The following is an 18,692-nucleotide window of genomic DNA, read 5'->3' on the forward strand; positions in this document are numbered from 1 at the left end:
TTTCTTGGGTTGATGATTCAGTGCGCATCGATCCAGCGGATCACGCGGTCCAGCTGGGCGTCGGGCCGCCGCGGGATCGGGCGCTCCGGATTGGGATAGCCCACGTTGATCACGCCGACCACGTGGGCCCCGGGCGCCTCCAGGCCGACGAGAGCGGCGACCTCGGGAGACTCGGCCAGTGCGCCCGTGGTGAGGAGAGAGCCGACGCCCGCATCCGCGAGCGACAGCAGGAAGTTCTGGACAGCGGCCGCGGTGGCGAACTCCTCCTCGCTGGCCACGACCCTGGGGTTGTCCAGTGCGGGCACGCATGCGACCACGACGTTCACCGGCGCGTCCTGGGCCCGCTGGGCCGCCCGCCCGACATCACGTTCCGTGCGCCGTGCCGCCGCCTCATAGGCACTGACCAGCTGGTGGCGTGCTTCGCGCGTGATCACAAAGAAGCGCCAGGGGGCCGTGCGGTGATGGTTGGGCGCCAGCACGGCATCGGCGAGCGCACGCTCGATGACGGTGCGAGGCACGGGCGCGTCCACGTAGGCGTAAACCGAGCGGCGGCGCTGGGCCAGCTCGCCGAAGAAGCTGGGCGCGGGCAAGGCGGGATTGACAGAAGCGTTCATGGTGTTCAGGATGCTCGAATGGTATGCCAATAATACATACCATATTGAGAACCGTCCACTTCACCACGAGGACCCCACCATGAAACTGCACACCTGCCTCAGGCGATCCGCCATCGCCATCGCCGCCTTCGCCGCTCTCCAAGCCGCAGCACAAACCCGGGAGGTCGTGCTGGCCACCTGGGGAGGAACCTGGGGCAAGGCCATCGCGGAACAGGCGATTGCACCCTTTGAGAAGGCCACCGGCGTGAAGGTGAAGGTCATCTCCGGTGTTTCGCTTGCAAACATCCAGATGATCTCGGCCCAGCGGGCCAGCCCGAAGATCGACCTCGTGATGGCGACCTCGCAGGACGCCGTCACCGCGTACGACGACGGCCTGCTCGCGACGCTCGATCCGAAGGAAATTCCGGTGCTGGCCACCTTGCCGGCCAGCGGACTGCGTCGTGACGCGAGTGGCGCGGTCAAGTTCGCCGGCATGTGGGTGTATCCCTACGGCATCGTCTACCGGACCGACAAGGTCAAGACCGAGATCAAGTGCTGGAAGGACCTCTGGCGCCCCGACCTGCGCAACAAGGTCGGGGTCTCGTCCCCCAAGTACATGAACGGCTACTTCCTGCTCATGGCGAACAAGCTCGCCGGCGGCACGGAGGCGGACGTGAAGCCCGGTCTGGACTTGGTGAAGACGATGGGCCAGAACCTGGTGGCGGTGGTGGACGATTCCGCCGGACAGCAGCGCCTGCTGGCGCAGCAGGAAGTCTGGGTCGTGCCCATGGTGTCGAGCCCCGCCTACAAGATGATTGACGAAGGCGTGCCCGCAAAGTTCACGATCCCCTGCGAGGGCGCGCCTGCCGGCATGGACGTGATCGCCCTCGTGAAGAACGGACCCAATGCTGCTGATGCGAGGAAGTTCATCGACTTCTACCTGAGCCCGGAGACCATCGCCAACGTCACACGGGAACTCAAGATCACGCCCGTCAACCGCAACGCGAAGATCACGCCCGAGCACGCCAAATACACCCTCGCGGATGCCGAGTTCCAGAAGCTGGTCGTGTTCGACGAGCAGGCGACTGCGGCCGGCCGCGGCAAGTGGCAGGACGCCTGGGACCGTGAGATCGCTCCTCTGACGCGGCGTTGATTTCGGCCATGCCTCACATCACAGCCAATGGCGTGCGGACCTTCTACCGCACGCTCGGGGAGGGCCCGGCCCTCCTGCTGATCGCCGGGAACGGCATGGACCACACCGCATTCGACGAGCAGTTGCCGCTGTTCGCAAAGCACTTTCGCTGCATCGTGTACGACCTGCGCGGCATCGGTGCAAGCGAGGTGCCGGACTCGGGCTACACGCCCGCCGAAATGGCGAAGGATGCGCTGGCGCTGCTGTCGGCGCTGGAGATCGAGCAGGCCCACGTCGCCGGCTATTCGCTGGGCGGCGCCATCGCACAGGAAATGGCGCTGGCGCAGCCGCAGCGCGTGCTGTCGCTGTCGCTGTACTCCAGCTACGAGCGGCCGCTGCCTTACATGCGGCTGCGCTACGACATCCTGATCAAGGTGGTCGAGGAAACGACGCCGGAGCTCTGGGCCATGTACAGCGCGTTCTCCGCCTTCGGGCCGGAGTTCATCAATGCGCACGAGCGTGCCCTGCGCGACGAAATCGCGAAGCGGATCGAGCGCTGGAAGCAGGGCGATGCGCCGTCGCGCACCGGGCTGGCCGGCCACTACCGCGCCATCCTTGCACACGACACCGCAGAGCGGCTGTGCGAGCTTCGTTGCCCGACCTGGATTGCCGTTGGTTCCACCGATGCAGTGACGCCGGTCTGGCACTCGCAGCGCATGCACCAGTTGATCGCGAACTCCACGTTGAGCGTCTTTCCCGGCAAGCCGCATCGACTCCTCAACTTCGAGGCGGAGGAGTTCACTCGAGGTGCCCTCGGGTTCCTGCTGACACACAGAAATCGCCCTTGACTGGTATACCACTCCGGCATATATTTCATTACCGATCCACAACGCAGATTGAAACTCATGGACAAGATCATCATTTCGTCGGACTCCCACGTGTTCGAGCCGACCGACCTCTGGAAGAACACGCTGGGCAGCCGCTTCGGCGACAACCTGCCGCAGGGCGTTTCCAACTTCGAGGGGCACGAGGGCAACTTCTTCTATGTCGGACGCCCCGGCGAAGCGGCGCGCCTCGAAGAGCTGGTGTCCGACGACGGCAAGGACCGCCGCCTGGACGACCTCGCCAAGGCCGGCTCCGATCCCGTCTACCGGCTCGAGCTCATGGACAAGGACGGCATCTACGCCGAGGTCCTGAACCCGACCTGGGGCCTGTGGATTCCCCGCATGGCCGATGGAGCCGCGCGCAATGCCTGCGCCGAGGTCTTCAACGACTGGATCCAGGAATACTGCTCGCAGAACCTGAAGCGCCTGCTGGCCGTCGCGATGATCCCGATCGTGGATGTCGACTGGGCCGTGAAGGAGCTCGATCGCGTCGTCAAGCGCGGCGCCCGCGCCATCATGATCGGCACCAACCCGGTGGACGGCGCCGCTCCCTACCGCGACCGCAAGTACGACAAGTTCTGGGCTGCCGCGCAGGAGGCGCAGCTGCCTGTCACGTTGCACATCGTCACCGGGCGCGTGCGCGACCCCTTCACCTACCACGGCGACAAGGAGCGGGAAAACATTCCGGCGAGCTTCCTCGACCTGTTCTACGAGGTGCAGCCCGCACTGGCCAACGAGTTCATCTTCGGCGGCATCTTCGACCGCTTTCCGCGCCTCAAGATCTTCCTGTCCGAGTACGACGCGTCCTGGCTGCCGATCCTGAAATACCGCCTCAACCGTGTCCAGACCTTCCCCGGCTTCGATCATCTCGAGAAGAAGCCCGCCAGCCGCTATGTCGAGGAAAACATCTACGCGGGGATCATCAACGACCCGCTCGCGGCCAAGCTGCGCAACGAGATCGGGATCGACCGGATCATGTGGGGCTCGGACTTCCCGCACCCACCCTGCCCCTATCCCAACACCACCCAGAACATCGATCGCATCCTCAACGAGCTTTCGCCGGAGGACCGCTTCAAGGTGGTGGCGGGCAACGCGGCCAAGCTGTTCAAGATCGACTTGTAGGCGACGGCAATGAGAAGGATCCTGGAGATCGCCGGCTGCACCCTGATCGACGGCACGGGACGCGCGCCGTTGCCCGACGCCACGCTGCGCGTGGTCGATGGCCGCATCGCTGCCGTGTGGCGCAATGGCGAGCGCCCGGCCGACCAGCAGGGCCCCGCCGAACAGGTGGTCCAGGCCCAGGGCAAGACGGTGATCCCGGGCCTGATCGACGCGCATTGCCACATCTCCTACGGCGAGGGCAAGACGGCCGAGGAAGTCGACATCTATGGCGGCCCCGAGTGGGCTGCGGTGCGCGCGGTCTGGAATGCACAGAAGGTGCTGCAAAGCGGCGTGACGAGCTTCTGCGATCCAGGCTCCACATGGAACGTGGCGGTCAGCTGCCGCGACGCCATCAACAACGGCATGTTCGACGGCCCGCGCGTCTTTGCGGCCGGCCGCCACATCTGTGCCGATGGCGGGTTCGCGGACTACTTTCCCAGCTGGCTCGGCATGCCTGTCTCGGCCGAGGGCGTGCTGTGCCCGACGAGTGACGAGATGCGGCGGGAAGTGCGCCGCCAGGTCAAGAACCGGGTCGACCTCGTCAAGATCAGCGGCGACAGCCAGGCGCAGGACACGCGCCCCGATGCCAGCCCCTGCTTTTCCGACGACGAACTGTCGTGCATCGTCGAAACCGCGCATGGCCTTGGCCGCAAGGTCACGATCCACTCGCGCTACGCGAAGACCGTGGCCGCCGCCGCCCGTGCGGGTGTGGATTGGGTCATTCACGCGTCCTACATGGACCCCGCGGACATCGGACTCCTGCTGGACAGGCAGGTCCCCATCTGCGCCACGATGACCTACACCGCCAACATCGTGCAACATGGGCGCGACGTGGGGGTCGATCCCAACTACATCGAGGTCAAGAAGCGTGAACTCGATGCGCTGGTCAACGCCCACCGCAAGGCGATCGAGGCCGGCGTGCCGATGATGGCCGGCTCGGAGGCAGGCTTTTCCGTCACCCCCTACGGCCAATGGCATGCGCGCGAGATCGAGCTGATGGTGGAGCTGCTGGGCATGAAGCCGCTCGATGCCATCACGGCAGGCACTTTCAACAATGCGAAGGCCTTCGGCTGGGAGCATGAGGTAGGCAGCCTGCAGCCGGGTCGCTGGGCCGACCTGCTGGTGCTCGACGGCGATCCGCAGGCCGACATCCGCGTGTTGAGCGATCGCAAGCGCATTGCCGCGGTCTACAAGGGCGGCGAGCTCGTGCCGCGAACAGATCCCGTCCCGACCCGTCGCCGCATGGGGCACGAGCGATCACTCGCGGTCTCGAGCGTCCCGTTGAACAGGTGAGTCGAAATGGAAGTCATCGAATCAAGCGCCACTGTCGTCGAGGCCGAAGCCGGCGACTGGCTTCAAGCGACAGTCAGCGAGGCCGTGAAGCTCACGCCCGATACCCTGCTGCTGCGTCTCCGGTCCGCCACCGGCGAGCCACTGCCCCCGCACGAGCCTGGCGCACACGTGGCGCTGGCATGCGGCGAAGGCGTGATCCGCCACTACTCGCTGACCGGCGCGCGCAGGCACCCGGGCCTGTACGAGCTGGGCATCAAGCGCGCGGCAAATAGCCTGGGCGGCAGCCGATGGGTGTTCGACCACGTCGCCGTCGGGTCGCAGCTGCGCATCTCCAGGCCGCGCAACCACTTCCCGCTCGTCGCCGAAGCGGCGCAGTTGGTTTTTCTCAGCGGGGGCATCGGCGCGACGCCGATCATCTCCATGCTGTACGAACTGCAGGCCAAAGGCATTCGAGCGCGCCTGGTGCACATGTGCCGCTCGCGCGAGGACCTGGGCTTCGAGTCCTGGCTGTCGGAGCTGGCGAACTTCCACGACGTGCACCTCCACTTCGATGCCGAGGCGGGGCTGTTCGACCTGCAGGCCGAGCTGGGCCGCGCGCATGCCGACGCGCACGTCTACTGCTGCGGCCCGACGGGAATGATGGATGCAGTCCGCCAGCACGGCGAAGCCGCGGGCCGTGCGGAGCGCTTCCACTTCGAGTACTTCGCCGCGCCGCAGGTGCAGCGTGACGACGCGGAGGACGGCGAGTTCACGGTGGTGCAGGGCAGCACGGGCCGCAGGATTGCGGTTTCGAAGACCAAGACCATGCTGGCAGCCCTGCGCGACGCCGGCATTGCGATGAAGAGCGAATGCGAGTACGGCGTCTGCGGCTGGTGTGCCGTCGGAGTGAAAGACGGCGTCCCCGCCCACTTCGACTCCTATCTCACGGCCGCGGAGAAGGAAGGCAACAAGCTGGTCCTTCCTTGCGTGTCGCGCTGCGCCAGTGCGAGCATCACGCTCGACATCTAGCCCTGTCAGGCCTTAACGTCTTCACAACCAGAACCCAGGAGTTCCCTTGAGACTCGCCACCTTTTCCCTTCGCTCGTCGCCCGAGCGGCAGCTTGTCGGTGTCTTGCGCGGTGACCACCTGCTCGAGGTCGATGCGCCGTCCATGAAGGCCTTGCTCGCGCGCGGTCGCGATTCGCTGGATGCGCTGGCACGCCAAATCGATACCTTGCCCGGCACCGGACATTCCCTCCAGGATGTCCACTTCCTGCCGCCTGTTCCTGATGCCGACAAGTTCCTCTGCGTGGGCAAGAACTACCGCACCCACCTCGAGGAGCTCAAGAGGACGGACCTGATCAAGGAAATGCCGAGCGAACCGACGGGCTTCGTGAAGCTCAACGACGCACTCACCGGCCACGACACCGAGGTGGTGCGCCCCGCTTCGGTCACACGCCTGGACTACGAGCCCGAAATGGTCTTCGTCATCGGCAAGGCCGCCCACGACGTGAAGCCTGATGACGCGATGTCCTATGTGGCGGGCATCACGATCCTCAACGATCTCACCTGCCGCGACACGCAGAAGCGGGAAGTCGCCTCGGGCTCGCGCTTCTGGACGGCAAAGAACGCGCCGGGCTTCGGCCCCCTGGGCCCGTTCATCATCACGATGGACGAGGTGCCCGATCCCTATGACATCTGGGTCACCTGCAGCGTGAACGGCGAACAGCGCATGCGCGTCAACACCAGCGAACAGATCTGGAAGCTTTCGCGGATCATCGAGCACTTCTCGCGCCTGGTGCCGCTCATGCCCGGCGACATGTTCTCCACGGGCGCCCCAGGCGGGGTCGCCGTGGGCAAGGCGAATGCCGAGGACTTTTTCCTGAAGCCGGGGGATGTCGTCGAATGCGCATTCGAGGCGCCCGCGATGGTGCTGCGAAACCGGATCGCCGCTGCCTGATTCGACACCGGTGTTCCTCGCCCGGCCTGCTGCTTCCCCCACGTTCAACACGAAAGCTCCACCATGAATGGTCTTCCCACTTTCGCTCTCAAGCGGCGCTCGGTCCTGGCGCTCGGCGCCTTGGGCGTTTCCGGCCTGGTCCGCGCCCAGGACCCCGAAGGCATGCTGCGCCTGATCGTACCGTTCGCCGCCGGTTCCACCATCGACGCGCTGGCACGCCTGATTGCCGTCAAGCTGCCGGAGGTATCCAGGCACAAGGTCGTGGTGGTCGACAACCGGCCGGGCGCGGCGGGCATCCTCGGCACGACCTTCGTCGCCAAGGCAAAGCCGGATGGCAGGACTTTCCTGATCCAGGCCAACGGCCTGACCACGACGCCGGCGGTGCGCAGCGATCTTCCCTACGACCTGCAGAAGCACCTGGCACCACTCACGCTCGTGGGCCTGGCCCCCTATGGACTCGTGGTGCCGGGCGACTCGAAGTTCCAGACCCTGGCCGAGGCATTCAATGCGTCGCGCGCTTCCAGGCAGGCGATCCCTTTCGGGACCAGCGGCCCCGGGAGCCAGAGCGAGTTCGTCCTGGCGCAAATCGCCAAAGCCGCGAAAGTGGACTTCCTCAAGGTGCCCTTCAAGGGGCAGGCCGACATCATGCTGGCGGTCATGGGCGGGCACGTGCAGATGGCCATGATCAACATGCCTTCGGCCATCAAGCAGGCGAGCGATCGCAAGGTCAAGATCCTCGCGACCATGACGGACAAGCGAACTGCTGCCACGCCGGACGTGCCGACGCTGGCCGAGGCCGGCATCCCCGGCATCAACGAGAGCGCCTGGTACGGCTTGTTGACCACCGCCGGCACGCCGGCACCGGTGGTGGACGCCCTGAGCAAGGACCTGCTCAACGTGCTTGGCCTGGCGGATGTGCGCGCGAAGCTCACCGAACTCGGCATCGATGTCGTGGCGAGCACGCCGGCCCAGTTCAGCGATCGCATTGCCGGCGAGCTCAGCCGCTACCAGACGATCGCCAAGGAAGAGAACATCAAGGCCGAATAGAACAGGACACTGGAGACCCCATGAACGCAGTACTCAATGCGAATCGCAACGCCAGCAAGGTGGCGATCATCGACCTCACCGATCTGCGCAGCCCCGACATCGCAGGGCGCAAGCGGCTGGGCGAGGAGATCGCGCGAGCCTGCAGCGAAGTCGGCTTCTTCTACATCGTGAACCACGGCATTGCGAAGGAGAAGATCGAGCGGATGTTCGATATCGCTCGCCAGTTCTTCAGCCTCACGGACGAGCAGAAGCAGAAGCTCTCGATGGCGAACAACAATTCGTACCGCGGCTACCTGCCGATGAAGACCACCGGCAACGACCCGACCATGAAAGGCTTGCTGCTGGAGGCCTTCCACGCGTGGCAGGAGCATGCGCCGGGCGACCCCGGCGTGGCGGCAGGCAAGCCCTTGCACGGTGTCAATGTGTGGCCCGCGCAGCTGGCTGGAATGCATGAGGAGGTGATGGCGTACGCGGGCACGGTGACCGCGCTCGCGCGCGATCTCCTCGGCATCGCGGCGCTCGGCATCGGCCTGCCGGAGGACACCTTCCTGCGCCACTTCGATCAGCCCCTGTCGCTGCTGCGCCTCATCCACTACCCGCCGCAGGAGCCCTCGGAGACGGAAGGCCGCTTCGGCACGCGTCCACACACCGACAACTGCGCGTTCACCATCCTGGCACAGGACGACACCGGTGGCCTGGAGATCATGGGCGAGGACGGCGAATGGGTGGGTGTGCCGCCCGTCGCCGACAGCTACGTCATCAACCTCGGCGAGGTGATGAAGATCTGGACCAACGGCATGTTCATGGCCACCCCGCATCGCGTCATCAACCGCTCGGGCAAGGAGCGGTACTCGATTCCGTTCTTCATGAATCCGACGCACGACGCGCTGGTCTGCCCGATCCTCGAAGATGCAGGAAAGGGAAAGGCGGAGCCCGTGTTCCACACGACCGTGGGCATTGAGGAGGGGCTCACCAGCGGCGAGATCCTCATGCGGTTGTACAAGCGGATCTGGCCTTCCATCGACGGCCAGCAGGTCAACTGAACCCGCTCGTCATCGCCACGCGCAGGAGCCCTCTCGCGTTGTGGCAGGCCGGCGAGGTCCAGCGCAAGCTGCAGGCCGGCGGAAGGTCCGCTCGGCTCTCGCTCATCACGACCACAGGCGACCGGATCCTGGACCGTGCCCTCGACAAGGTCGGCGGCAAGGGACTGTTCCTCAAGGAGATCGAACAGGCCCTGCTCCAGGGAGATGCCGACCTCGCCGTGCATTCGCTCAAGGACGTGCCCATGGTGCTGCCGGCGGGCTTCAGGCTCGCCGCAGTGTTGCCGCGGGAAGATCCTCGCGATGCTTTGGTCGCCCCAGGCGGGCAAGTGCTTGCCGATCTGCCCCCTGGCGCACGCGTCGGCACCTCGAGTTTGCGCCGCGGCATGATGCTGCGCCGCATGCGCCCGGACTTGGAGATCTCCTTCATCCGCGGGAACGTCGAGGGACGCATTGCCAAACTGGTGTCCGGTGAGTTCGCTGCCATCGTGCTGGCATTGGCCGGGCTGCGCCGCCTGGGCCTGGAGCACCATGCCACGGAAGTGTTCGAGCCCTCTCGCATGTTGCCCGCGGTGGGGCAGGGTGCCATTGCCATCGAAACGTGCTGCGGCCGTTCCGATCTGCAGGAGATCCTTGCGCCCATGAACGATCGCGCCACCGAGCTCTGCGTGTCGGCGGAGCGGGCCGTGGGCCGCCACATGGATGCAGGCTGCTCGCAACCCTTTGCCGCTTTCGCGCGCCTGAGTTCCGGTGTTATGCATCTCGAAGCCGCCCATCAGGGCGGGGGCGATTCAGAGCCGATATTCGCGATGGCCAGCGCGCCCGTCCACCAGGTGGAGCAGGCGCTCAGCCTGGGCGAAGAGGTCGCCGGCAGGCTTCGCAAGGCCTGAAAGGCGCGCGGCTTCTTCTACCGCCAGCGCACGACGCCTGCGGTGCCGGGTTGCGGCCGTTTGAACAGCTCGCGCTCGGGATCCCTGTATCCGATCTGCAGCACGCCGACGACTCGGCCGCCCTCGATCCCGGCGGCCTGCTCCACCTCGTCGGACAGCTGCAGCGGCGAGGAGCTCAGGGCGCAGGAGAGCTGCATGGAGGTGAGGGCCAGCATCAGGTTCTGCGTTGCCGCCGCGGTCGCGAACTCCTCTTCAAGGGGACGCACACGCGGATGGCTGACATCGGGGACGCACCCGATCACGACCATTGCAGGTGCATCGAAGGCCCGGCACCGCGCGCGGCCCGGATGCCAGCCGATGCGCACCGCTGCCTTCTCGTAGGCGGCGGCCAGTTCGGCGCGAGCGCTGCCGTGGAAGACAGTGAAGCGCCAGGGCCGCGTGTGATGGTGGCTGGGCGCAAGCACGGCCAACTGCAGCGCTCGCTCGAGCAGGTGTCCGGGCACGTCCTGGTCCAGATAGAAATAGACGGAGCGCCGCTGCCGGGCGATGTCTTCGAATGCGGACGACAGGTCGACACGGCTGATGGGTTCCTCGATGTCGATGGTCATTGGGGGTGTTCCTTGGTTCGGAGACGTAAGGTCATAGAAGAATACCGTGAAGGTATACCAAATGTCAAGAACGGGCGTTTGCGCGTTGACTCCGTTCTTTATGTGGACCACAATGGCATACCAATAAGGTCTGGCCGTCGACATACCCCACCACTGGAGCCCTCATGGAAATCCTGAAGCAACCCATTCGTCATCCGAGCGCCTGGCAAGGCAGCGAGTTCCGTTCGAAGGAGGACATCACGCTGCACTTCGAGGCCGAGCATCTCGAGGAGATCGATCGAACGCTCGCGGCGGCGGTGCAAGCCGGCCTGCGGCTGGAAACGCTCGAGCGCCGGCATTTCGAACTGCCTCGCACGGCCTTGCTCCTGCAGACTGCGCGCGAAGAGCTTCGCCTTGGCCGCGGCATCGTGATCCTGCGAGGGATCGACGTCGGCCGCTACAGCGTGCCCGATCTGGAGATGATCTACTGGGGCATCGGCACCCACCTGGGTGTGGGCGTGTCGCAGAGCGTGCTGGGCGATCGGCTGGGCCATGTCCAGGACAAGACGGCAACGGATCCCCACGCACGTGCCTACCGCAACAAGCAGGAGCTCACGCCGCACACCGACAGTTCCGACCTCGTCGGGCTGATGTGCATACGCACCGCGCGCGAAGGCGGGATCTCCATCGCGTCGAGCGTGGCGGCTGTACACAACGCGCTCCTCGCACAGTTCCCCCAGTTTCTCGAGCCCCTGTACGAAGGCTTTCCGTACCACCGCCGCGGCGAGAACCTGCCCGGCGAGGCGCCGATCACACCGCACCGGATTCCCGTGTTCTCCTATGTGGAGGGGCAGTTGAGCTGCCGATACACACGTTCCTACATCGAGACCGCTGCGCGAGAGGGTGGTGCACCGCTCAGCCAGCTGCAAGTCGATGCGCTCAACTGCCTCGAGCGGCTGACGTACGAATTTGCCTTCGAGTTCCAGCTCGACCCAGGTGAGATCTACCTGCTCAACAACTACACCGTGCTCCACGCGCGCACGGCGTTCGAGAACTGGCCCGAGCCGGAGAAGGCAAGGCTGCTTCTGCGCTTGTGGTTGACGGCGGACGACTGGCGTCCGCTCGACCCGCGCATCAATGCAACACGCAGCGGGATCGCGGCGCAGGAAGGCAAGCTGCCTTCTTTCGAGCGCGCCTTCGGCTCTGGCCGCATCGCGACACAGCGCAGCTGATTCCAGGCACAGAAGTTCATCCAGGAAAGGAGCCTCGTATGAGAATGAAGCGTCTCCTGAGCGCCACTGTCGTGGCTGCGGCAGGCATCGTATCGGCCAGTCTGCCAACGGTTGCTCCGGCTCAGACCTATCCCACCAAGACCGTGACGATGATCAATCCGTTCGCCGCGGGCGGATCGCTGGACGTCATGGCCCGCCTGCTCGCCGACCAGCTGACGCAAAGCCTGGGCCAGCCGGTCATTGTCGAGAATCGACCTGGCGCCGGCAGCACGATCGGCACCGCCATGGTGGCACGGGCGCGTCCCGACGGATACACCTTGCTCATCACTGCCGGCAACATCGTCTCTGCGCCGGCGCTCGGCGCGCCGGTCAACTACGACTGGAAGAAGGACTTCGCGCCTGTGACCCTGCTCGGCCACATCGCACAGGTGGTGGCAGTGCCCGAGGACTTGCCGGCAATGAGCATGAAGGAATTCGTTGCCCTCGCGAAGTCGACGAAGGGCGGATTGAGCATCGGGTCGCTGGGCCCGGGCAGCGGCAGCCACATCAACGGCAAGCGGCTCGAGGAGGCCACGGGAGTTGTGCTCACGGACATTCCGTTCAAGGGCATGGCCGAAACGATGACCGCGCTCGCCGGGGGCCACATCCAGCTCGCGTTCGGGAACTTGCCCGAGGTGCTCACCTACCAGCGCGGTGGGCGCGTCCGGCCGATCGCCATCGCGATGCCGACCCGCTCCGAACTCGCGCCTGGCCTGCCGACCATGGCCGAGTCCGGCTACCCGAACGTGGCCATCGTGCCGTGGTATGGCGTCCTGGCGCCCGCAGGAACACCCGCGGATGTAGTGGAGAAATTGCAGCGGTCCTTCGCCGCGGCGCTCGCGCATCCAGCTCTCGCGGCGCGACTGAAGGACATGGCGATCACTCCCAGCGGAGGCTCCCCGGATGAATTCCGCCGAGTACTTGAAGCTGACCATGCGATGTACGTCAAGATCGGCAAGGAAATGGGGGTCAGCCTCAAGTAGAGATCCCATGCGGCCATTCATGCAGGTATGGCAGGTCAGGCTCGACCACCCCTGCCGCGGCTCCTCTATCCCGCCGCCACGATCACATGCGCCTGAATCTTTCCGGCCACAGGGCCTTCGCCGTGGCGGCGAGCAATCTCTTCCGTGGCGCGGTCCGTCGCGAGCTGCAGCAGGCTGGCGTCGAGTGCCTCGATCTCGTTGCGCAGCGGCGTTCCCTGGCAATAGGCGGTCGCAGCGTCGCGGGCCGAGGGCGCACGGCTCACCTCCTCGCGGGTCTCGATCTCGATCCCGGTGAAGCCTGCGCGCCTCAAGTCCTCGCGGATCAGCTCGACATCGTGATAGCCGTGCGGCGTGCGGGCGAGGAATCGCGGAGGCGCGTGCGGAAACACTGCGGCAACCGCCTGGGTCACCTCGTCGGCAAAGGCGTTCTCTTCGATGCGGTCCCACGCACTGAAGACAAAGCGACCCTTGGGCCTCAGCACGCGGCGCGCCTCGGCGTAGCCGGCGATCCGGTCGGGGAAAAACATTGCGCCGAACTGGCAGCAAACGATGTCGAACGAGGCATCCTCGAAAGGCAGGTCGAGCGCGTCCGCCTGCCGCCATTCGATGCGAGCATCAGTCCCCTGCCGGCCGGCGGCGTAATCGAGCATGGGCTGATTGAGGTCGGTCAGCACGTAGCGTGCCTTCGCGCCGAGTCTTGGCGCAAGCGCCCGCGCGACCACGCCGCTTCCGGCCGCCGTTTCAAGCACCGAGGCGGGCGAGAAGCCCGCGACGAGCTCCGCCACGTGAGCGGCGTAGGCCTGGAAGATCAAGGGGACCATCAGCGTGTCGTAGAGCTTCGGGATGGAGCCTGCGAACACCTTGTCGGTTTCAGCCATGAGACCTCCTCGAAAACGTCGGGCGTCGCGACGTCCCTCGCCAATGTAGAGGGGCGCGCGTATCTGCGCAACAGCGCTCAGGGCCGCCGTACTTCCACGCGTTGGCGCGACCAGTAGGGCCCGTCGAGCCTGTCCAGCCGCACCTCGCCACCTGTGGAGGGCGCATGGACGAAGCGGTTCTCGCCCACGTAGATGCCTGCGTGCGTGGGCCGGCTACCGCCGAACAGCACCAGATCCCCGGTGCGCAGGTCGTCGCGCGCTATCGGCGTGCCGTAGTCGGCGAGTTGCGCCACGGTGCGCGGCGTCGCCAATCCGGCGCTCTGTCGGTACACGAAGCCGATCAGCCCGCTGCAGTCGAAGCCGCCATCGACCGTGTTGCCCCCGTACCGGTAGGGCGTGCCGACCAGTCCCATCGCATGGATGGCCGCATCCCTCGACTGCTCGGAAGAAGCCAGCGACGGCCGCGCGGTCCCCGGCGCTGTCGGACGTGTGCTGCTGCAAGCCACAAGCAGCAGGCAGGTGAGGAGGACTGTCGATCTGCGCAGGGCCAGCATTGCCGAAGATCGGAGGCGGCGGTAGGCTCAGGCCCCTTCGATGATCCGCAGGTCCCGTTCGGCACCGTCGCCGAGCGCGGCCAGCGCGGCCTGGTATTCAGGGCTGTCGTGCACGGCGAGTGCCTGCTCGACGCTGTCGAACTCGATCAACACCGTGCGTTGAGGCAAACCGTACTCGTAGACCTTGGCGGGCAGGCCGCGCGCCAGAAAGCGCCCGCCACCGGCAGAGATCGCAGGGCCGGCGAGTTTCGCGTAGGCGGCGAGTTTGTCTGCGTCCTTGACGGCACGGTATGCGCTCACCCAATAGGCTTTTGCCATGATGATTCATCTCTCTCTGTTGTTGAGCGAACAATATAGCCTGGGCTTGCTCCTGCTTGCACCGAGGAGTTCGGCCGAGGGCAGAATGAATCCCCTTCAGATCCTCGAGGGCAGCCTGTGAATATTCAGAAACGCAACAACGTCCATGTCCGTGGCGCGGGAGACCGGACGATGATCTTCGCGCACGGTTTCGGCTGCGACCAGAACATGTGGCGCCTCATGGCGCCCAGGTTTGCCGAACGTTTTCGTGTCGTCACCTTCGACCTCGTCGGGTCGGGCCAGTCTGACCTCCACGCCTACGACAAGGCGAAGTACTCGGACCTCCGAGGCTATGCCGACGATCTGCTGGAGATCGTCAACGAGTTCGGCAGCGGGCCGGCGCTGTTCGTCGGGCATTCCGTGAGCGCCATGATCGGGGTGCTGGCGGATCTCAAGGCGCCAGGCACGTTCGCGACGCACATGATGATCGGCCCCTCGCCGTGCTATATCAACGACGGCGACTACGTCGGCGGCTTCTCGCGCGAGGACATCGATTCGCTGCTCGACACGCTGGAGAGCAACTACCTCGGATGGGCCAGCAACATGGCGCCCGCGATCATGGGCGTGCCCGAGCGGCCGGAACTGGCCGCAGAGCTCACCGCCAGCTTCTGCCGCACCGACCCCGACATTGCCAAGCAGTTCGCCAGAGTCACCTTCCTGTCCGACAACCGCCGCGACGTGGCCAGGCTGCAAACGCCCACCCTCGTCATCCAGTCGTCCGACGATCTCATCGCGCCCTTGGCCGTGGGCGACTACATGCAGCGCACCATGCCGAACGCGACCCTGCGCGTGGTGAGCAACACGGGCCACTGCCCGCACCTGAGCGCGCCCGGCGCGAGCTGCGATGCCATGGAGGAGTTCCTCGACGCGCTCGGTCGACAGCAAGACCGATGACCGCCGCGCTTCCCGAGCCCGGCGAGCTCTTCGACGAGGCGCCCTGCGGGTTGTTGGTCACGGCGCTCGACGGCACCATCCTCAAGGTCAATGCCACGTTCTGCGAATGGGTCGGCTTCGCGCGCGAAGAGCTCGTCGGCAGCAAGCGCGTGCAGGACCTGTTCACGGTGGGCGGGCGCATCTTCCATCACACCCACTGGGCGCCAACCCTGCAGATGCAGGGCTCGCTGGCCGAGGTGAAGTTCGACGTGCGGCACCGCGGCGGGCAGAGCATTCCGATGATTCTCAACGCGCGCCGGCGCAAGCGCGAAGAGGGCGAGTTCGACGAGATCGCCGCCTTCGTGGCCGAGGATCGCAACCGCTATGAGCGCGAGCTCATGAGCGCGCGCAAGAAGGCCGACGCCTTGCTCGAAAACGAGCGCGAAGCCCAGCACCTGTTGAGAGACCGTGCGCTCTTTGCCGAACAGATGGTCGGCATCGTGAGCCACGACCTGCGCAATCCGCTGTCCGCCATCCTGATGGGCATCCAGCTGCTGGGGCGAACCGAGGGCGAGCGGCGAGCTCGCGTGCTGGGTCACGTGCGCACCTCGGCCGAGCGTGCTCAGCGCCTCATCGAGGAACTGCTGGACTTCACCAAGGCGCGCGTCGGCCAGGGCCTGAGCGTGACGCTCGGCCCGATCGACCTGCATGAGATCGCGGCCCAGGTCATCGGCGAGTTGATGCTCGCCTTTCCGGACCGGGTCATCACCCACCACTCGAGCGGATCAGGGGCGTGCATTGCTAACGCGGATCGGCTCGCTCAGCTCATCGGCAATCTCGTCAGCAATGCGGCGACCTACGGCCGCATCGGCACGCCCATCGTCGTGCGCTCGCAGGTCGATGGCGCGACTGCGACGCTCATGGTGCACAACGAAGGTGAGCCGATCCCGTCCGCCCTCCTTCCCACGGTGTTCGAGCCGATGGTGCGCGGTGTACCCCAGGGCAGTTCGGCCCGCAACGTGGGCCTCGGCCTCTTCATCGTGAACGAGATCGCGAAGGCCCACCGTGGCGTGATGGAAGTGACGTCGTCTTCCACTGAAGGGACCACCTTCACGCTTCGATTTCCCGCACGCTAGATCCGGCTCACCATGTCCCGAGACCCTGGACTCCACCTCAAGAACCCGACCTCGCTGCGCTACTTCTACGAAGTGGCGCAGGCCGGTTCCTTCAGGCGTGCGGCGGAGCGCACGCATGTCGCGGCATCCGCGATCAACCGGCAGGTGAAGAACCTCGAAGAGGAGATCGGCGCTTTGCTTTTCGAGCGCGGCCGAGGGCGCGGCGGCCTCAAGCTCACCTCCGCCGGCGAGGTCTTCATCCATCACGTGAAGCGCGCCATGGGCGAGATCGCGACGGCTCGCACCGAGGTCGATGCGCTTCGCGGGCTGCAGCGCGGCACGATCAACTTCGGCGTCAACGAAGGCTTTTCGCGCGAACTGCTGCCGCAGATGCTGGCCGCTTTTCACAAGAAGTACCCGGGCGTGAACTACGAGGTCACGGTCGCGAGCTCGCCACGGCTGGTGGAGCTGGCGCTCGGCGACGAGATCGATTTCGCGCTCGGCTACAACACGCCAGCGCATGCGGGCCTGACCATCCTGGCCAAGCGGGACGTGGGCTCCTGCGTGATGGTGCCGCGCAAGCACCCGCTGGCCCAGCGCAGCTGGGTGCGGCTGACCGACTGCGCGGCCTACGAACTGGTACTGCCCGACACCAGCCTCGCGTTGCGCGCGACGCTGGACCAGATGTTCGCGCGCGTGGGCATGAAGCCGCGCGCGGTGCTCACCACCAATTCCTACGAGCTGATGCGCAGCGCGGCATCGTCCGGTGTGGGCATCGCGATCCTCACGCAGTACATCTTCGGGCGTGACCCCAACCATCCCGACGCGGCCTTCGTCCCGATCCGCGACTCGCGCATCAAGCCGCAAGTGCTGGTGTGCTGCACGCGCGCGGGCCGCCATCTTTCGGTGGCCAGCCTTTCGCTCATCGAAGAGATCCGCAACGCGTTGCGGCACAAGCTCTGAGGGGACGGCCTCAGGGAGAAACGGGCGGGGAGGGTTTCCCCTTGCGTTCGAATAATGCGAACGCATATCGACGTTTTTCATTCTTGCTCCGCGCATTGGCGGTCGATAGATTCGCGCTCATCGACAACCAAGAAGGACCGGAATGGGCGTGTTCAAGGCCATATTGCTGGAGCGTCGCGAGGAGCGATTCGAAGCGTCGCTGCGTCAACTCGACGACTCGGCACTGCCCGATTTCGACGTGACGCTGCGGGTCGAATACTCGTCGCTCAACTACAAGGACGCGCTGGCCATCGCGAACCGTGGCCCCGTGGTGCGCCACTGGCCGATGGTGCCGGGCATCGACGGCGCAGGGGTCGTCGAGCACAGCCGGCATCCCGAGTTCTCTGCCGGCGACCGGGTGATCCTCAACGGCTGGGGCGCCGGCGAGCAGCACTGGGGCTGCCTGGCCGAGCGCGCGCGCCTCAAGAGCGAATGGCTGGTGCCGCTGCCCGATCGGCTCGACGCGCGCACCGCCATGGCGGTCGGCACGGCCGGCTACACGGCCATGCTCTGCGTGCAGGCGCTGGAGCGCCAGAGAGTGCGCCCCGACGATGGAGAGATCCTCGTGACCGGCGCCTCCGGCGGCGTCGGCAGCGTGGCGATCAGCCTGCTGGCGGGCCGTGGTTTCCGCGTGATCGCATCCACCGGCCGCGCGGCCGAAGCGGACTACCTCAAGCGCATCGGTGCAGCGGAGGTCATCGACCGCGCGACGCTTTCCTCTCCGGGCAAGTCGCTCGGCAAGGAGCGTTGGGCCGGCGTGGTGGATTCGGTGGGCAGCCACACGCTGGTGAATGCCTGCGCCACCACCCGCTACGGCGGCGTGGTCACCGCCTGCGGCCTGGCGCAGGGCATGGACCTGCCCGGCACGGTGGCGCCCTTCATCCTGCGCGGCGTCACCCTGGTCGGCGTCGACTCGGTGATGGCGCCGCGCCCGGACCGGCTGAGTGCCTGGCAGCGCCTGTCGCAGGAACTCGACCGCGAGCGGCTGGCCTTGATCACCCGCGAGATCCCGTTGGCATCGACGCTCGACGCCGCGCCTGCGCTGCTTGCGGGCAGCGTGCGCGGTCGCACCGTCGTGAACGTGCGTGCCTGA

The 18,692-nt window shown here is 65.9% G+C and carries 20 protein-coding genes; 15 read left to right on the forward strand and 5 right to left on the reverse strand.

The genetic code is table 11. The features are described 5' to 3' along the window. Positions 1-17 precede the first annotated feature (17 nt). Positions 18-614: a nitroreductase family protein gene (locus G3W89_RS00735; RefSeq protein WP_162572324.1), complete on the reverse strand. Its 597-nt coding sequence runs from the start codon at positions 612-614 to the stop codon at positions 18-20. Positions 615-693: 79 nt separating this feature from the next. Between G3W89_RS00735 and G3W89_RS00740 the strand changes: the two genes are divergently transcribed. The 9 genes from G3W89_RS00740 (at position 694) to hemC (ending at position 9,979) form a co-directional block, all read left to right on the forward strand. Further along, a complete protein-coding gene (locus tag G3W89_RS00740) occupies positions 694-1,746 on the forward strand; it encodes an ABC transporter substrate-binding protein (protein ID WP_162572325.1) in 1,053 nt (350 codons plus the stop codon). 8 nt (positions 1,747-1,754) lie between these two features. Next, complete coding sequence (locus tag G3W89_RS00745; protein WP_162572326.1) at positions 1,755-2,573, forward strand: alpha/beta fold hydrolase; 819 nt, start codon at positions 1,755-1,757, stop codon at positions 2,571-2,573. Positions 2,574-2,630: 57 nt separating this feature from the next. Continuing rightward, positions 2,631-3,731, forward strand: a complete 1,101-nt coding sequence (locus tag G3W89_RS00750) for an amidohydrolase family protein (RefSeq protein WP_162572327.1) — start codon at positions 2,631-2,633, stop codon at positions 3,729-3,731. A gap of 9 nt (positions 3,732-3,740) precedes the next feature. Next, a complete protein-coding gene (locus tag G3W89_RS00755; RefSeq protein WP_162572328.1) occupies positions 3,741-5,063 on the forward strand; it encodes a metal-dependent hydrolase family protein in 1,323 nt (440 codons plus the stop codon). 6 nt (positions 5,064-5,069) lie between these two features. Beyond that, positions 5,070-6,071, forward strand: a complete 1,002-nt coding sequence (locus G3W89_RS00760) for a PDR/VanB family oxidoreductase (RefSeq protein WP_162572329.1) — start codon at positions 5,070-5,072, stop codon at positions 6,069-6,071. A 46-nt stretch (positions 6,072-6,117) separates the two neighbouring features. Next, positions 6,118-7,002 carry a fumarylacetoacetate hydrolase family protein gene (locus tag G3W89_RS00765; RefSeq protein WP_162572330.1) on the forward strand — a complete coding sequence of 295 codons (885 nt, stop codon included), beginning with the start codon at positions 6,118-6,120 and terminating at the stop codon, positions 7,000-7,002. Positions 7,003-7,065: 63 nt separating this feature from the next. Then, positions 7,066-8,049 (forward strand): Bug family tripartite tricarboxylate transporter substrate binding protein, encoded by a 984-nt coding sequence (locus tag G3W89_RS00770; RefSeq protein ID WP_162572331.1) that lies wholly within the window; start codon positions 7,066-7,068, stop codon positions 8,047-8,049. A gap of 20 nt (positions 8,050-8,069) precedes the next feature. Beyond that, positions 8,070-9,092: an isopenicillin N synthase family dioxygenase gene (locus tag G3W89_RS00775; protein WP_162572332.1), complete on the forward strand. Its 1,023-nt coding sequence runs from the start codon at positions 8,070-8,072 to the stop codon at positions 9,090-9,092. Positions 9,093-9,103: 11 nt separating this feature from the next. After that, positions 9,104-9,979, forward strand: a complete 876-nt coding sequence (gene hemC, locus G3W89_RS00780) for a hydroxymethylbilane synthase (protein ID WP_332107456.1) — start codon at positions 9,104-9,106, stop codon at positions 9,977-9,979. A gap of 17 nt (positions 9,980-9,996) precedes the next feature. Here hemC and G3W89_RS00785 read toward each other — a convergent pair whose 3' ends face one another. Then, positions 9,997-10,587 carry a nitroreductase family protein gene (locus G3W89_RS00785; protein WP_162572333.1) on the reverse strand — a complete coding sequence of 197 codons (591 nt, stop codon included), beginning with the start codon at positions 10,585-10,587 and terminating at the stop codon, positions 9,997-9,999. A gap of 164 nt (positions 10,588-10,751) precedes the next feature. On the opposite strand from G3W89_RS00785, the gene G3W89_RS00790 reads away from it, so the two are divergent. After that, entirely contained in the window at positions 10,752-11,798 is a 1,047-nt protein-coding gene (locus G3W89_RS00790) for a TauD/TfdA family dioxygenase (protein ID WP_162572334.1), read from the forward strand. A 44-nt stretch (positions 11,799-11,842) separates the two neighbouring features. Next, on the forward strand, positions 11,843-12,820 hold the full coding sequence (locus G3W89_RS00795; protein WP_162572335.1) for a Bug family tripartite tricarboxylate transporter substrate binding protein: 978 nt from the start codon (positions 11,843-11,845) through the stop codon (positions 12,818-12,820). A 65-nt stretch (positions 12,821-12,885) separates the two neighbouring features. Here the strand turns inward: G3W89_RS00795 and G3W89_RS00800 are convergent, their stop codons facing one another. The 3 genes from G3W89_RS00800 to G3W89_RS00810 form a co-directional block, all read right to left on the reverse strand. Continuing rightward, on the reverse strand, positions 12,886-13,698 hold the full coding sequence (locus tag G3W89_RS00800; RefSeq protein ID WP_162572336.1) for a class I SAM-dependent methyltransferase: 813 nt from the start codon (positions 13,696-13,698) through the stop codon (positions 12,886-12,888). A 77-nt stretch (positions 13,699-13,775) separates the two neighbouring features. Next, positions 13,776-14,252, reverse strand: a complete 477-nt coding sequence (locus tag G3W89_RS00805; RefSeq protein WP_162572337.1) for a C40 family peptidase — start codon at positions 14,250-14,252, stop codon at positions 13,776-13,778. Positions 14,253-14,279: 27 nt separating this feature from the next. Next, a complete protein-coding gene (locus G3W89_RS00810) occupies positions 14,280-14,570 on the reverse strand; it encodes a DUF1330 domain-containing protein (RefSeq protein ID WP_162572338.1) in 291 nt (96 codons plus the stop codon). A 117-nt stretch (positions 14,571-14,687) separates the two neighbouring features. On the opposite strand from G3W89_RS00810, the gene G3W89_RS00815 reads away from it, so the two are divergent. The 4 genes from G3W89_RS00815 to acuI all read left to right on the forward strand — a co-directional run bounded on the left by G3W89_RS00815 (position 14,688) and on the right by acuI (position 18,692). Next, on the forward strand, positions 14,688-15,503 hold the full coding sequence (locus G3W89_RS00815) for an alpha/beta fold hydrolase (protein WP_162572339.1): 816 nt from the start codon (positions 14,688-14,690) through the stop codon (positions 15,501-15,503). Further along, complete coding sequence (locus G3W89_RS00820) at positions 15,500-16,618, forward strand: PAS domain-containing sensor histidine kinase (RefSeq protein ID WP_162572340.1); 1,119 nt, start codon at positions 15,500-15,502, stop codon at positions 16,616-16,618. Before G3W89_RS00815 ends, G3W89_RS00820 begins: the two co-directional genes overlap by 4 nt. A 12-nt stretch (positions 16,619-16,630) precedes the next feature. Then, complete coding sequence (locus tag G3W89_RS00825) at positions 16,631-17,560, forward strand: LysR family transcriptional regulator (RefSeq protein WP_162572341.1); 930 nt, start codon at positions 16,631-16,633, stop codon at positions 17,558-17,560. 148 nt (positions 17,561-17,708) lie between these two features. Continuing rightward, on the forward strand, positions 17,709-18,692 hold the full coding sequence (gene acuI / locus G3W89_RS00830; protein WP_162577253.1) for an acrylyl-CoA reductase (NADPH): 984 nt from the start codon (positions 17,709-17,711) through the stop codon (positions 18,690-18,692).

Origin of the sequence: Variovorax sp. PBL-H6, from assembly GCF_901827155.1 — a bacterium.
Lineage (GTDB): Bacteria > Pseudomonadota > Gammaproteobacteria > Burkholderiales > Burkholderiaceae_C > Variovorax.

Bases quoted from the DNA above. Each gene is read 5' to 3' on its own strand.
- G3W89_RS00825 (WP_162572341.1), top strand. From the start codon at position 16,631: ATGTCCCGAGACCCTGGACTCCACCTCAAGAACCCGACCTCGCTGCGC.
- G3W89_RS00795 (WP_162572335.1), top strand. From the start codon at position 11,843: ATGAAGCGTCTCCTGAGCGCCACTGTCGTGGCTGCGGCAGGCATCGTA.
- G3W89_RS00750 (WP_162572327.1), top strand. From the start codon at position 2,631: ATGGACAAGATCATCATTTCGTCGGACTCCCACGTGTTCGAGCCGACC.
- G3W89_RS00760 (WP_162572329.1), top strand. From the start codon at position 5,070: ATGGAAGTCATCGAATCAAGCGCCACTGTCGTCGAGGCCGAAGCCGGC.
- G3W89_RS00800 (WP_162572336.1), bottom strand. From the start codon at position 13,698: ATGGCTGAAACCGACAAGGTGTTCGCAGGCTCCATCCCGAAGCTCTAC.
- G3W89_RS00740 (WP_162572325.1), top strand. From the start codon at position 694: ATGAAACTGCACACCTGCCTCAGGCGATCCGCCATCGCCATCGCCGCC.
- G3W89_RS00735 (WP_162572324.1), bottom strand. From the start codon at position 614: ATGAACGCTTCTGTCAATCCCGCCTTGCCCGCGCCCAGCTTCTTCGGC.
- G3W89_RS00745 (WP_162572326.1), top strand. From the start codon at position 1,755: ATGCCTCACATCACAGCCAATGGCGTGCGGACCTTCTACCGCACGCTC.
- G3W89_RS00820 (WP_162572340.1), top strand. From the start codon at position 15,500: ATGACCGCCGCGCTTCCCGAGCCCGGCGAGCTCTTCGACGAGGCGCCC.
- G3W89_RS00785 (WP_162572333.1), bottom strand. From the start codon at position 10,587: ATGACCATCGACATCGAGGAACCCATCAGCCGTGTCGACCTGTCGTCC.
- G3W89_RS00790 (WP_162572334.1), top strand. From the start codon at position 10,752: ATGGAAATCCTGAAGCAACCCATTCGTCATCCGAGCGCCTGGCAAGGC.
- G3W89_RS00755 (WP_162572328.1), top strand. From the start codon at position 3,741: ATGAGAAGGATCCTGGAGATCGCCGGCTGCACCCTGATCGACGGCACG.
- G3W89_RS00770 (WP_162572331.1), top strand. From the start codon at position 7,066: ATGAATGGTCTTCCCACTTTCGCTCTCAAGCGGCGCTCGGTCCTGGCG.
- G3W89_RS00805 (WP_162572337.1), bottom strand. From the start codon at position 14,252: ATGCTGGCCCTGCGCAGATCGACAGTCCTCCTCACCTGCCTGCTGCTT.
- G3W89_RS00810 (WP_162572338.1), bottom strand. From the start codon at position 14,570: ATGGCAAAAGCCTATTGGGTGAGCGCATACCGTGCCGTCAAGGACGCA.
- G3W89_RS00775 (WP_162572332.1), top strand. From the start codon at position 8,070: ATGAACGCAGTACTCAATGCGAATCGCAACGCCAGCAAGGTGGCGATC.